The organism is Williamsia sp. Y844 (assembly GCF_056786475.1).
On the sequence record NZ_JBXCJB010000001.1, the window covers coordinates 1,245,329 to 1,259,370 of the forward strand.

Below are 14,042 nucleotides of genomic sequence, written 5' to 3' on the forward strand. Positions count from 1 at the left end.
AACTCACGAAACATATTGCGAGCCCGAGCCCGAGCCCGGATCAGATCAGGAGAATCAATGGCACCCCAACAGCACACCAATGCACGCCAAACCACCAATATCGGTGATTCGTTGACACTCAACACGGTTTTCGTGCGACCCGGTGAGGCCACCGAACTCCCGAAGTTCAAAATCCCGCAGGGGCAGAGCCTTCCGGAGACCGCGTACCAGATCGTGCATGACGAGGCCATGCTCGACGGTAACGCCAGGCTGAATCTGGCCACGTTCGTCAGTACGTGGATGGACGACGAGGCCAAGAAGCTGTACGCAGAAACCGTCGACAAGAACATGATCGACAAGGACGAGTACCCGCAGACAGCCGCCATCGAAGAGCGCTGCTGGAAGATTCTTGGCGATCTCTGGCATGCGCCCGACGTCGACAGTTCCATCGGCACGTCCACCATCGGTTCCTCCGAGGCCTGCATGCTCGGTGGTCTCGCACTCAAGCGGCACTGGCAGCACCGCCGCAAGGCCGCGGGTAAGTCCACCGAATCCCCGAACATCGTTCTGTCGACCGCTGTTCAGGTCTGTTGGGAGAAGTTCTGTAACTACTTCGAGGTCGAGCCCCGCTGGGTTCCCGTGAGCCCCGACCACATGGTGCTCGACGGTTACGAACTGGACAAGTACGTCGACGAGAACACCATCGGCGTGGTCGCGATCATGGGCCAGACCTACACCGGCTTGTACGAGCCGGTGGCTCAGATCGCCAAGGCGCTCGACGCGATCCAGGCCGATACCGGCCTGGATGTGAAGATCCACGTCGACGGCGCATCAGGTGCGATGATCGCCCCGTTCTGCCAGCCTGACCTGGAGTGGGATTTCCGTGTCGACCGCGTTGTCTCGATCAACACTTCCGGCCACAAGTTCGGCCTGGTGTACCCGGGTGTGGGCTGGATCGTGTGGCGGGACGCCGCGGCGCTGCCGGAGAGCATGATCTTCCATTGCTCCTACCTCGGCGGCAACATGCCGACACTGGCGCTGAACTTTTCGCGCCCCGGCGCTCAGGTCCTGCTCCAGTACTACATGTTCCTGCGTCTGGGCCGCGAAGGCTTCCGCCAGGTGCAGCAGGGATCCCTCGATGTGGCACAACACCTTTCCGCGATGATCGAAAAGATCGGTCCGTTCGAACTCGTCAGCAGGGGTGACACGATCCCGGTCTTCGCGTGGCGCCTGAAGGACGATCACTCCAAGAACTGGAATCTCTACGATCTCTCGGACCGACTCCGCATGAAGGGGTGGCTGGTTCCGGCATATCCGATGGCCGACGACATGGCGGACATGACCGTGCAGCGCATTGTGGTTCGTGCCGGGTTGAGCTTCGACCTGGCCAACGCCCTTCTCCGTGACCTCGAGGGTGAGGTGGCCTTCCTCGACAGCCTCGCCGCACCGATGCCGCGAGTGGGTGAAGGCTCACACTTCAGCCATTGATTTACCACATGTCGGCCGGGAATTGTTGGATGACAACGGTTCCCGGCCGACTTCGCTGACCACCGAATTACCCGCAATCCCCTCGCGGAAAGGATGCCCTGGCGTCATGAGTACTGGTGTTGTGACACCCACCTGGCATCGGGTCGTGTTCACCCCGACACTGCAAAAGCAGTGCTGGGGCTTCATGATCGGCTCGTTCCTGTTCGCGTTGGGGTCTGCCCCCGGCTTCGGTTCCTGGGCCGGGGCATCTGCATCCAACATCTGCTACTTCGTTGGCGCCTGGTTCTTCACCGCCGCCGCACTGGTGCAGTTGCTGCGGAGTGGTGCAGTCACCACGCCGGTCCCCTATGGTTCGGGAACAATGGTCCGGGCCGAATGGCTCGCCGCCTCCACCCAATTCGTCGGCACCCTGATGTTCAACGTGAGCACCACCGCAGCACTGGACGCGCACTCGATACCGTCCCAAAAGCACCTCGTCTGGAGTCCCGACGCCGGCGGTTCCGTCTTCTTCCTCGTCAGTGGCTTTCTGCTCGTCGTGGCCTTCACCCACACCGACACGTTCTGGAAGCCGAGCAGCAGCGACTGGTGGTCCACACAGGTGAATCTGCTCGGATGCATCGCCTTCGGGGTCTCCGCGGTCGGCGCATACATCACCACGTCCGGGGTCACCGTGGACACCGCAATCGCGAACTGGGGCACCTTTATCGGTGCGTTGTGCTTCCTGATCGCGTCGGCGCTGGTGCTTCCGCGCCGGACCCGACTTCCGGCAGCTGCGTTCGTGACAGATCAATCCAGGAGTATGCAATGACGCAGACCTCTGCGGGCGAACCCGTTGTCCACCGCGGCTTACCGACCCAGGTGATCACCGATTGGGAGCGACGGCTCGGAATCGACCCCGAAGTCACGGCCAGGCCGAATGAGATCCGGCTCAAAGGTCGCGAAGGTATCCCGTACTACGGACAGCACGTTCGGTTGAACATCGACGACCCCGACGACTTCGATTCGGTGATGTATGTCCGGCAACTGTCCACGATGGGTACCTTCTGCTCGCTGCACACCCCTTTCCTGGTCGAACGCACCGAAGCCCTCATCCGCGAGCAACCGTCGGAAGATCTTGTCGTCGGGGTTCACACGCTGCGCGGCAACGCTTCCGTCAAGCAGGGCACTCGCGACTACGCCTACCGGCCAGGGCAATTGGTGATCATCAGCAATGCCGCACCGTACGTCGAACGCACGCATTCCATCGCCGACCCCGCAGGACTGGTGATACCACTCGACCTACTCGGAGTGCAGCGTCAGACCGCCGAGTTCGCCCGCAGGCCGGTCGCATCTCATACGTTGCTCTCCCGGGCGACCGCAGCCTTCATCCGCCAGTTCGCCTACGACACCGCCGCGGGCGCAGCAATCGAACCCAACGCCGAGACCGAGCACGCAGCGATCGAACTGGTCCGTGCCGCACTGGCACAACTCAATTACGACCGCTATCAGCTCAACGACAACACACTCTTTGTCCGCCAGGCCGCGATCGATCTGGTTGAACGCAACCACTGTGACGCCGATTTCACGCCTGACTCGATAGCCAGGGCATTGCACATCAGTCGTCGTCAGCTCTATCGTCACTTCGAGGACTCCGACGACTCGCTGGCCGCCATCATCGCCGAGCGCAGAGCTCAAACCGCTCGAGAGATGCTGTTGAGCAACCGTTTGTTGTCGATCAGCGAGGTCGCGGTGGCCTCGGGATTCCCGTCGGTGGCAACGATGCGCAACCGATTCCGTTCGCGTTTCGGTCTCAGCCCGAACGAACTACGTTTGAAGGAGCCGTGAATTGAACAACGTGGCAGCAGGGCATCCCTACGCCGTGGCCGGTGTACCCAATCTGCGTGACCTCGGGGGCTGGGAGACCGGTGACGGTGGCCGGGTCCGCGGATCAACCGTCTACCGCTCCACCGAGTTGTACCGGCTCGGCGAGAGCGGCCGGGAAACTCTCGATCAACTCGGGATCAAGACCGTCTACGACCTGCGGACCGCGGCAGAGCGAAGTGCCGCACCTGATCCCGGACTCACCGGCGTCAACGACCTGCTGCTGGACGTCCTCGCGGATTCGGCGACGGCCCTGCTCGCAAACCTCGGCAAGGTCTTCACCGATCCCGACTCTGTCGCCCAGCTCAGCTCGGCGCTCGGCAATGGTCGCGGGACCGAGATGATGACCGGAACATATCGTCAGATCATCACGCTGCCAAGTGCTTTGGCAGCCTACAAAACCCTGTTCACCGGCTTGGCGGGTGCGCAGCCAGGACCTTCACTGTTCCATTGCACCACGGGCAAGGACCGGACCGGTTGGGCTGCTGCGGCGTTGCTCTCGGTACTCGGCGTCGATGAATCCGACGTCTACCGCGACTACCTGCTCACCAATGACCAGCTGCTGCCCGCGCTCCATCCGTTGTTTGCCGGCTTCGAAGCCGCAGGTGGCGATCCGTCGGTCCTTCACCCGGTGCTCGGAGTCGAAAAGGTCTATCTCGATACCGCATTCGAGGCGATGCACAGCGAGTTCGGCGACATCGAAGGCTACTTCACAAAGGGGCTGGGTATCGACGGGTCGACCCTGCGTTCTCTCCGGGCCAACCTCATCGAATCGCCCTGAAAACTGTCACATAGCAAGGCGGCGAGGGCTATTTTCCCTCGGCACCACTGTATTTGACAGTCTTCAGGGTCAACTCGCGGTGCCGGTGGCGGATCACCAGGCCTGATCCAGATCGGCGTGCCTGCTGATCCACGCATGCATGGCGATGCCGGCCGCGACACCGGCATTGATGGATCGGGTCGATCCGAACTGTGCAATCGACACGGTCAGGTCGGCCTGCTCCTGCGCGTCGGGGCTCACGCCGGGGCCTTCCTGACCGAACAGCAGCACGCATTCGCGCGGAAGATCCGCGGTTTCCAGCGGAACCGAGCCCGGGGTGTTGTCCACCGCTACCACCGACAGCTGGTTCTCCCGAGCCCAGACCATCAAGTCGTGGACCGATTCATGGTGCAACACATGCTGATAGCGATCTGTCACCATCGCGCCGCGCCGGTTCCACCGGCGGCGCCCGACGATGTGGACGGCTTGCGCCATGAAGGCGTTGGCCGTGCGGACCACGGTGCCGATGTTGCCGTCGTGGCCGAAGTTCTCGATGGCCACGTGAAACGGATGGCGCCGGGTGTCGAGGTCGGCGACAATCGCTTCCCGCGTCCAGTATCGGTATGCGTCAACCACATTGCGGCGATCACCGGTGGCGAGCAGTTCCGGATCGTAGCGCGGGTCGGTGGGTGGCTCGGTGCCGTATTCGTCGGTCCACGGACCAACTCCTACGGCCGGTTCACCCCACTCTGTCGGGCCGGCTTCCTGTTCCACTCAGGCCAGGCCGATGTCGCTCAGACCGAGCAGCGACCGGTACTCCACGCCTTCGGCCGCGATGACCGCGTCAGCGCCGGTATTGCGATCGACGACAGTGGCCACACCCGCCACGATCGCTCCGGCATCTCGCAGCGCCCGCACGGCGGTCAGCGGTGAGTTACCGGTGGTGGTGGTGTCCTCGACAACCAGCACCCGCTTCCCGACGATGTCGGGGCCTTCGATCTGCCGTTGCATGCCATGGGCTTTGGCCGTCTTGCGGACCACAAATGAATTGATGGGACGGCCGGGGGCATGCATGATCGCGGTGGCCACCGGGTCTGCGCCAAGGGTCAGTCCGCCTGCCGCGACGTAATCCCAGTCGGCGGTCAGCTCGCGCAGGAGCGCGCCGATGAGCGCGGAGGCCTCATGGTGCAGCGTCGCGCGACGCAGATCGACGTAGTAGTCGGCTTCGGCACCCGACGACAACGTGACCTTGCCGTGAACCACTGCCAACTCTTTGACCAGTTCGGCCAACCGGAGGAGCCCACCGGCGGGAACGATCTCAGGGGCTACAGGGTCAGTCAACGGGTCCTCCAGGTCGGCGGGGGGTGGTGCCGGGTGGGCCCGGCTGGCGTGGGATCGGGCCCGATTGGCGGATCGGCGGGAGCGGGCTGCGACCGGCGGGATCGCCGCTGCGCGGGGGCACCGACGGCCTGCGGATCGGATCGACGTCACGGGCCTGGGGTCGGTCGTCGGGTCCGGACGACCGGCCCGATGGCCGCGGCGGGAGGTCTTCGCGGCGAATGCTCTCGGTCCGCGGTTCGGCGAGGCCACGGCGTGATCGCCCGGTCGGACTGGACGGATCACGCGGGTCGGGCGCACCCTGCGGATCGACGATCGGCGGCAGGACCCGCAGCAGGTCGGTGAAGCGGCGCACGGTCTCCAGGGCGGTGTCGAGACGCTCGGGATCGTTGGTGACCGGCATCGAACCCAGTGACCAGGCACCTTCGTTCCACAGGATCTCGATGTAGTCGGGCGCGTTGGTGGCCAGCGTCACCATGCGGCGATCGCAGACGCGCCGCGCCACATCCAGGTTGCTCGAGAACATCACCCGCTTGCCCATCGCACCGAGCAGTTCGATGTCGGGTTCGGCAGGCGCCAGGGTCTTCTCGTGCCGAAGATCGATGATCACGCTGGACGCGGTGGTACGCCGGATCGCAACGATGGTGGCCGTCTCGGCGAGGTCGAAGACAAGGGTCTTTTCGCCGTAGTAGGTTCCCTCGGCGACATCCTCGACCTCGATGTGCTCGGCGACGTTCATGCCGGCCCGGACGAACTCGTGTTTGAGGTCGGGATCGGTTGCGCGGTATGTGAACCCGTGCTGGTCACCCCAGATCGCACGTTCCTGACGTACGCCGGTGACGCGCTTACGATCAAGCCACAGCAGTGCAACGGCACCGGCCAGCGCCACTGCGGCGATCAGGAAGTAGACGACAGTCATCACGGCTCAGCTTACCGTGGCACCCGCGATTGACCTGTGAACGGATCACCAATCGTCGGGGGTGTCCGGCGGTCGGCAGTGCGCCGCATTGTCATCAGTTGTCGGGTATCGACGCCGATACGCGTCCGTCGACGATGAGGTCGACGGTGGTGGTGTCGTCACTCTTGACCACTCTGACCACCACCAGGTCACCCTTGGCGAGGTCGGTCACCTCGCTGCCCTTCGCGGATTCGACGTGAGTGTCCGGGCTCAGGGTCAGTTGGTGCTTGCGCCCGTCCGGGGTGTGGACGGACAGGAACTCGTCGCTGATGTTGTCGATCGTGCAGAGCATGATCTTCGACCGCTCGGTCTTGAGTTGCTCGGGCAGTTCATCGGACTCGGCGCTGTCATCGGTCGAGTTCAATCCGGCCTGGCTCGGTGGGACGTAGGTGAACTCCGCCGAGGAATTCCCGGAGTCGTCGCGCTGCGCGCCCAAGTGGACGCAATAGGCCAGCGCCACGCCGGCAACGGCCAGCCCGGCGACACACAACAACGTCACGACAATCGTCGAGCGCGGTCGGATTTCAGGCACGTGACCGAACATAGAAGCCCAGCCTGAGATCCATCTGTGAATAGGCACAAACTGGGCGAAACATGTCGGCCGGCCCGCACATACCCGGCGAACTCCTACGCCCGACCAGGCACATCGGCCGCTCCTGAGCCGGCTCTCACGTACCCCACCGCCTTGTCCACCTCATTGGCCGGCGCCTCCCCCGCCGCATATCTATGCAGATTGTCGAGGAACAGCTCTGCCAGTTCATCGCGCCAGCCCACGACGTCACCACTCATATGTGCCGAGACGTTGACGTTCTCCATCTCCCAGAGTGGGTTCGCCTCCGGTAGTGGTTCCACCTCGAACACATCGAGCGACGCCGCCGCGAGAGAACCGGACCGCAGGGCATCGATAAGCGCACGTTCGTCGACGAGCTGACCCCGGCCGACGTTGATCAGGTGCGCGGTCGGCTTCATCGCCGCCAGCACCTCTGCGCTGATCAGCCCGGTGGTCTTCTCGGTCAACGGGGCGATGGTGATGACGTTGTCGAACCGTCCGACATACCCGGCGAGATCATCGGTTACCAGGACCGTCCCGAAGTCCGGATCGTCGACGCGTCGGGTACGCCCGGCTCCGGTCACCTGCAGCCCGGCGGCCCGCAGCAACCGGGCCACCGCCCGACCGATCCCTCCGGTACCGATCACCAGCGCACTGCGACCGGCTGTCCGGATGGTGTCGCGACGTTCCCAGCGCTTCTCGTGCTGCAGCCGTTTGGACCGGTGGAACTGCTTGTCCTGGGCGATGATCGAACCCAGCACGAACTCGGCGATCGGCCCGTCGAACACGCCGTGGGCATTGGTGACGGTGACCTGCGACGACCGCAATTCGTCGAACAACATCGCGTCGACGCCTGCGGCGCACACGTGCACCCACCGCAAGGCCTTCGCATGCGCCCAGTTGTCCCGCAGCGCCGTGGAGAAGAAATCCCAGAGGAGCAGGACATCGGCACCTTGTCCGTCTGCCAGTGCGGCACCCAGGCTCGCGGTGGTGCACATGCGCACCTCGGCGACCTCACGGATCTGCGCCAGGTTGGCGGGTTCCTCCAGTCCCTCGCGGCTCACGATCGCAACAACCGGCCGCCTCGCGGATTCCTGCCGAGTCGCGTTCTGCCGACTCGCCTTGTGCGGGGTCGCCTTGTGAGGGGTCGCCTTGTGAGGGGTCGCATTGTGCCGAGTCGTGTTGTGGCCAAGTCCCATGTGGCCACGTTAGGGCAGTGACCCAACATCCTCGACCGCAACTGTCTAATTGTTGACAATCCTGCAATCTGGCGTCACGGTGTACGAATGAGCCCCACCAAGTTGAGCCCCGCGCTGAAACAGGCGACACCAGTCGTCGTCGACCATGCGTACGGGTCGTGGATTCACGGCACCGACGGCGTCGACTATCTCGACTTCACCACCGGTATCGGTGTCACCAGTACGGGCCACTGCCATCCGAAAGTGGTTGCCGCAGCGCAAGAACAGTGCGGCAAGATCATCCATGCGCAGTACACCACCGTGATGCACAAGCCGCTGCTCGAACTCACCGACAAGCTCGGTGAACATCTTCCGGATGGCCTGGATTCGGTGTTCTACGCGAACTCCGGTTCCGAAGCCGTCGAAGCCGCCGTACGACTGGCCCGCATGGCCACCGGGCGCCCCAACATCGTGGTGTTCCAGGGCGGTTTTCACGGACGCACCGTCGCCGCGGCGACCCTGACCACCGCCGGCACCCGGTTCTCCGCCGGCTTCTCACCGCTGATGGGCGGTGTCCACATGGCCCCGTTCCCCTACGCCTATCGCTACGGCTGGGACGAGGCGACCACCGTCGACTTCGCACTCCGCGAACTCGACTACCTCTTCGCCTCCCGCGTCGCCCCCGATGACACCGCGGCATTCCTGATCGAGCCCGTACTCGGCGATGGCGGCTACCTGCCCACCCCGCCGGCATTCCTCACCGGGTTGCGCGAACGCGCAGACAAGTACGGCATCGTCTTCATCCTCGACGAGGTGCAGGCAGGCATCGGACGGACCGGAAAGTTCTGGGGCCACCAGCACACCGACGGCCTGACCCCCGACATCCTCATCACCGCCAAGGGCCTCGCGTCCGGATTCCCGATCTCGGCCATCGCAGCCCCGGAGGCGCTGATGGCCAAGGCCTGGCCCGGATCGCAGGGCGGCACCTACGGCGGCAATGCGGTCGCGGCCGCTGCCGGTGTTGCGACCCTCGAGGTCATCGCCGAAGAAAACCTGGTCGACAACGCCCGGGTGCGTGGCGACCAGATGCTGGCGGGCTTGACCGAACTCGCCCCGAAATTCGGTGAGATCGGAAACGTCCGTGGCCTCGGGTTGATGGCGGGCATCGAGTTCGTCGACGCCGCCGGTGCACCTGACGCCGCTGCCGCCGCGGCCGTGCAGCAGGCCTGCATACCCGAGCGGTTGCTCACCCTGACCTGCGGTCCGATGGGCAACGTGGTCCGCCTCATCCCGGCGCTGGTGGTCACCGAAGACGAGATCGCCACCGGTTTGAACAGGTTCGAAGCCGCTCTGACCGCGACCCTTGGATAGTGGGGGTCATGGATCTGGCCCCCTCCCCCGACCACATCTGCGCCGACCTGACCGCTCTCGGCCTGAGCGCCGATGCCTCATCGCGCCGGCGGACCGAATACGCGTACGACGCGTCGAACTATCGTCTGCGACCGCTGGTTGTGGTGTTCCCTCGTAGCGCGTCCGAGGTCGCGGCGGTTGCGGCATATTGCCATCGCAACGAGCTCACCCTGACCGCGCGTGGTGGTGGAACGGGCATGGGCGGGAACGCGATCGGTACCGGGGTGATCCTCGACTTCTCGCGCCACATGAACCGCACGCTGGACGTGGACGCCGAACAACGCAGCGCGGTCGCCCAGGCCGGGATCGTCCTGACCGCGCTGCAGGGCGAGGTCCGCGAAGCCACCGGTGGCTCGCTCACGTTTGCCCCCGACCCGTCGAGCCAATCACGGGCAACCCTGGGCGGTGCCATCGCCAACGACGCGTGCGGCAATCATTCGGTCCGCCACGGCCGGACCACCGATCACGTCGAATCACTGCACCTGGTCACCGCGGATGGACTGCAACTGACCGCGACCCGCACCGGACTGGTTGCCACTGACCCATCAGACATTGCCGCGACCGATCGCGCTGTCGAAATCTCCACTCGCCTAAGCGAACTGACGTCGTCGCATCTGGGCGCGATCCGGACCGAGATGGAGCGCATACCACGTCAGGTCTCGGGCTATCACCTCGCAAAACTTCTGCCGGAGAACGGTTTCGACGTAGCCCGGGCACTCGTAGGAACCGAGGGAACCTGTGCGATCGTCGTCTCGGCCACCGTCCGGCTGGTCCCGTCGGCCAGCCGCCCGCTGTTACTCGCCCTTGGCTACCGCAACGTGGTCGACGCCGCCCGCGACGTCCCGACCCTCCTCGAGTTCGCACCGTCCGCGATCGAAGGAATCGACGAACGGATCGTCGCGACCATGCGAACCCGCCGCGGCGACGACTCGATCGTCGGCCTTCCCGACGGAAATGCCTGGCTCTACGTCGACCTCGACGAAGAAAGTGCGTTGAAATGGTCGAGCTCCGCCTCCGGCTTCGTCTCCGACGACCCGCAGGAAGCAGCTCTGGCCCTGCTCGACAAACTCCGCGCCAACGGCCGTCTCGTCGACGGACGCACTGTCCCCGACCCCTCCCAGCGACTCTCACTCTGGCGAATCCGCAAGGACGGCGCCGGACTCTCGTCGAGACTGGTCGAACCCGAGGACGTCGCGCCCGAAGAAGGCGGACACGGCGGATCCTATGAATCCTGGCCCGGCTGGGAGGATTCCGCCGTGGCACCGGAGAACCTGGCCGAGTATCTCGAGGGGTTCGAGCAACTCCTCGACCGGCATGGTCTGACCGGCGTGATGTACGGGCACTTCGGTGCCGGCTGCATGCATGTGCGCATCACGTTCGATCTCCGCAGTACGGCGGGTCGCGCCGCGATGCGCCGCTTCTGCACCGAGGCCGCAGAACTGGTTGTCGCGCATGGTGGTTCACTCTCCGGTGAGCACGGCGACGGCCGGTCGCGTTCCGAGTTCCTGCCGATCATGTACTCACCCGAACTCATCTCGGCGTTCTCCGACTTCAAGAGGATCTGGGATCCGGCCGGAATCCTCAACCCCGGCAGCATTGTCGACCCGGATCGGATCGACGACAATCTCGCACTCGCCGATGTGCCGGATCGGCTCTGGAAGACGACATTCGATCTCGGGACACCCGGGCTTGCCGACGGTGGCAAACCCGGCCTCGACCCGTTTGTGCATGCCGTTCAGGGATGCATCGGCGTCGGGCGATGCCGATCGGCGTCCGGTGGCGTGATGTGTCCGAGCTATCGCGCCACCGGAGACGAGAAGGACTCCACCCGCGGCCGCGCCCGGGTGCTCCAGGAGATGGTCCGCACCGCACCGGACATCAAAGCAGGCTGGCGCGATGAGGATTCGCGCGAAGCCCTCGATCTGTGCCTGTCGTGCAAGGCCTGTTCCACCGATTGCCCGGTCGGGGTCGACATGGCCACCTACAAGTCGGAGTTCTTCTCCAACTACTACCGGGGCCGGGTGCGACCCTTGTCGCACTACTCGCTTGGGTGGATGCCTGCCTGGCTGAAAGCCGCTGCGCCCCTGGCACCGCTGATCAACAAATCACTGTCCGGCCCCCTTGCCCGGGTCGCCGCGAAAGCCGGTGGCATCGATCCCCGGCGCACCATGCCTGCGTTCTCCACCCGCAAACAGGTCCGGACCTCGATGTCCGGGCTCGGAACCGATCCCTGCGCCGACACCGTCCTGTTCGTCGATTCGTTCACCAGGGCATTCCGGCCGCAGGTCGCGGCCGCGGTCGCCGACGTGCTGGGCAGCGCCGACCGGACGGTCAGTTGCGAGTCGGACAACTGCTGTGGACTGACCTGGATCTCCACCGGCCAACTCGGACGTGCGAAAAAGGTACTCGAACGCACCGCACTTGCGCTCGACGACGGGACCGACCGGCCGATCGTCGTCCCCGAGCCGAGTTGCGCTGCCGCCCTGCGCAAGGACCTCCCCGAGCTCGTGCACACCGACGCGGCCAAAAGGGTTGCCGCCCGGGTCCGCAGCTTTGCCACCGAGATCGGAGCGCTCCTCGACAACGGATGGCAACCACCGATTCCACTCCCCGCCGAGGTGACGGTCCAGACGCACTGCCACGAATACGCCACATTCGGACCGAATACCCAAACCGCGGTGCTGAGTCGCCTCGGTGCCACCACCGTCCACCAGGCCGACGGTTGCTGCGGCGTGGCAGGTAACTTCGGCTTCGAGAAGGGCCACTACGACGTCAGCATGGGTGTGGCCGAGCAGGCTCTCGCGCCGGCCCTGCGAACGCGAGCCGCCCACACGCCGGTACTGACCGATGGATTCAGTTGCGCGATGGCGGTTTCGCATCTCGCCGCCACCGACGCAACCGTTCCCGAGGTCCGATCCGTGCATCTGGCCGAGTTGCTCGCCCCCGCAACATCCGCAGCCGAGACCCCGCAACAGAGCACGATTGAAGGAGGTACAACGTGACAGCGTCCCCAGTACTGAGTACAGACCGAAAGGCTCTGGCCGCCGGTCTGATCGGATCGATTCCCACCGCGCTGTTCATCGACGGGCAGTGGGTACCGGCAGCGTCCGGCGAGACCTTCGACGTCGAGAACCCGGCCACCGGTCAGCGAATCGCGAAGGTCGCCAAGGGCGGAGCTGCCGACGCCGCAGCCGCGATCAACAGCGCCGCCAAGCATCAGAAGGCCTGGGCCGCGACATCTCCCCGCGAGCGCAGCGAGATCCTGCGCCGAGCATTTGAACTGATTCTCGCCCGGCAGGATGATCTGGCCCTGATCATGACCACCGAGATGGGCAAGCCGCTGGCCGAGGCCAAGGGTGAGGTCGCTTACGCCGCAGAGTTCTTCCGGTGGTTCTCCGAGGAGGCGGTGCGGATCGATGGTGGCCACACCACCACCGGTGATGGCCGCAATCGCATCATTGTCACCAAAGAGCCGGTGGGACCGTGCATTCTGATCACGCCGTGGAACTTCCCGCTGGCGATGGGCACCCGCAAGATCGGTCCGGCCATCGCCGCCGGATGCACCATGGTGTTCAAACCCGCCGAACTGACTCCGCTGACCGCCCTTGCGCTGACCGAGATCCTCACCATCGCCGGACTACCGGCGGGCGTCCTGAACATCGTGACCACGGACGAGCCGGGCTCGGTTGTCGAGACCTGGATGGACAGCGGACTGGCCCGCAAGGTCAGCTTCACCGGTTCCACCCAAGTGGGAAAACTGCTGCTGGAACAGGCATCCCGAACGGTGATGCGGACATCGATGGAACTCGGCGGCAACGCACCTTTCATCGTCTGTGAAGATGCCGACCTCGACAAGGCCGTCGACGGTGCGATGGTCGCGAAGATGCGCAACATGGGTGAGGCCTGCACCGCGGCCAACCGGTTGTTCGTGCACCGAAGCGTCGCAGGCGAGTTCGCGACCCGGCTGGCCACGAAGATGGGCGCACTGCGGGCCGGTGACGGTGCCGAAGACGGCATCGACGTCGGGCCGCTGGTGGAACGCAAAGCGGTCGACAAGGTTCGGGACCTGGTCGCCGACGCCGTAGCCCGCGGCGCCACGGTAGTGTGCGGCGGCGACGGCAGGGACCCGGATGGATCAGAGACTGCCGGCTACTTCTATCCGCCGACGGTGTTGTCCGATGTCGACCCGCAGTCGGAGTTGATGAGCACCGAGATCTTCGGTCCGGTCGCACCGATCATCCCTTACGACACCGAAGACGAGGTCCTGGAGTTGGCCAATGACACCCCCTGGGGTCTGGTCGGTTATCTGTTCACCCAGGACATCGACCGTGGACTGCGGATGTCCGCCGGACTGGAGGTCGGGATGGTGGGCCTGAACACCGGCCTGGTCTCGAATCCCGCGGCACCATTCGGTGGCGTCAAGCAGTCGGGCCTGGGCCGCGAGGGTGGACGGATCGGCATCGATGAGTTCCTCGAGATCAAATACCTGGCCATTCCACGGACCTGACGATCCGCCAGCGG

12 protein-coding genes are annotated in these 14,042 nt (G+C 64.7%); 7 read left to right on the forward strand and 5 right to left on the reverse strand.

Annotation, left to right across the window (positions count from 1 at the left end):
* The first annotated feature begins 57 nt into the window (after positions 1–57).
* The 4 genes from gad (at position 58) to AC1TQG_RS05580 (ending at position 4,108) form a co-directional block, all read left to right on the forward strand.
* Positions 58–1,467, forward strand: coding sequence for a glutamate decarboxylase (gene gad, locus AC1TQG_RS05565; RefSeq protein ID WP_482135934.1), 1,410 nt, complete (start codon positions 58–60; stop codon positions 1,465–1,467).
* A gap of 106 nt (positions 1,468–1,573) precedes the next feature.
* Positions 1,574–2,275 carry a hypothetical protein gene (locus AC1TQG_RS05570; RefSeq protein ID WP_482135935.1) on the forward strand — a complete coding sequence of 234 codons (702 nt, stop codon included), beginning with the start codon at positions 1,574–1,576 and terminating at the stop codon, positions 2,273–2,275.
* Entirely contained in the window at positions 2,272–3,291 is a 1,020-nt protein-coding gene (locus AC1TQG_RS05575; protein WP_482135936.1) for an AraC family transcriptional regulator, read from the forward strand. Before AC1TQG_RS05570 ends, AC1TQG_RS05575 begins: the two co-directional genes overlap by 4 nt.
* A gap of 1 nt (position 3,292) precedes the next feature.
* A complete protein-coding gene (locus AC1TQG_RS05580; protein ID WP_482135937.1) occupies positions 3,293–4,108 on the forward strand; it encodes a tyrosine-protein phosphatase in 816 nt (271 codons plus the stop codon).
* Between the two features lie 93 nt (positions 4,109–4,201).
* Here the strand turns inward: AC1TQG_RS05580 and AC1TQG_RS05585 are convergent, their stop codons facing one another.
* The 5 genes from AC1TQG_RS05585 to AC1TQG_RS05605 all read right to left on the reverse strand — a co-directional run bounded on the left by AC1TQG_RS05585 (position 4,202) and on the right by AC1TQG_RS05605 (position 8,000).
* Positions 4,202–4,861 (reverse strand): TrmH family RNA methyltransferase, encoded by a 660-nt coding sequence (locus AC1TQG_RS05585; protein WP_482135938.1) that lies wholly within the window; start codon positions 4,859–4,861, stop codon positions 4,202–4,204.
* Positions 4,862–5,428, reverse strand: coding sequence for an orotate phosphoribosyltransferase (gene pyrE / locus AC1TQG_RS05590; RefSeq protein WP_482135939.1), 567 nt, complete (start codon positions 5,426–5,428; stop codon positions 4,862–4,864). It lies immediately after the preceding gene.
* Positions 5,421–6,344 (reverse strand): hypothetical protein, encoded by a 924-nt coding sequence (locus AC1TQG_RS05595; RefSeq protein ID WP_482135940.1) that lies wholly within the window; start codon positions 6,342–6,344, stop codon positions 5,421–5,423. The genes pyrE and AC1TQG_RS05595 overlap by 8 nt, the downstream gene beginning before the upstream one ends.
* Positions 6,345–6,438: 94 nt before the next feature.
* Positions 6,439–6,915 carry a hypothetical protein gene (locus AC1TQG_RS05600; protein WP_482135941.1) on the reverse strand — a complete coding sequence of 159 codons (477 nt, stop codon included), beginning with the start codon at positions 6,913–6,915 and terminating at the stop codon, positions 6,439–6,441.
* Between the two features lie 95 nt (positions 6,916–7,010).
* Positions 7,011–8,000: a D-2-hydroxyacid dehydrogenase gene (locus AC1TQG_RS05605; RefSeq protein WP_482137267.1), complete on the reverse strand. Its 990-nt coding sequence runs from the start codon at positions 7,998–8,000 to the stop codon at positions 7,011–7,013.
* Positions 8,001–8,219: 219 nt separating this feature from the next.
* Here AC1TQG_RS05605 and AC1TQG_RS05610 point away from each other — a divergent pair, with 219 nt between their 5' ends.
* The 3 genes from AC1TQG_RS05610 to AC1TQG_RS05620 are packed head-to-tail and all read left to right on the forward strand — an operon-like array spanning position 8,220 to position 14,028.
* Entirely contained in the window at positions 8,220–9,482 is a 1,263-nt protein-coding gene (locus AC1TQG_RS05610; RefSeq protein ID WP_482135942.1) for an aspartate aminotransferase family protein, read from the forward strand.
* An 8-nt stretch (positions 9,483–9,490) separates the two neighbouring features.
* Positions 9,491–12,523 carry an FAD-binding and (Fe-S)-binding domain-containing protein gene (locus AC1TQG_RS05615; protein WP_482135943.1) on the forward strand — a complete coding sequence of 1,011 codons (3,033 nt, stop codon included), beginning with the start codon at positions 9,491–9,493 and terminating at the stop codon, positions 12,521–12,523.
* 35 nt (positions 12,524–12,558) lie between these two features.
* The gene (locus AC1TQG_RS05620) at positions 12,559–14,028 is read left to right on the forward strand and encodes an NAD-dependent succinate-semialdehyde dehydrogenase (RefSeq protein WP_482137268.1); all 1,470 of its coding nucleotides are present in this window, start codon (positions 12,559–12,561) and stop codon (positions 14,026–14,028) included.
* Positions 14,029–14,042: the final 14 nt, after the last annotated feature.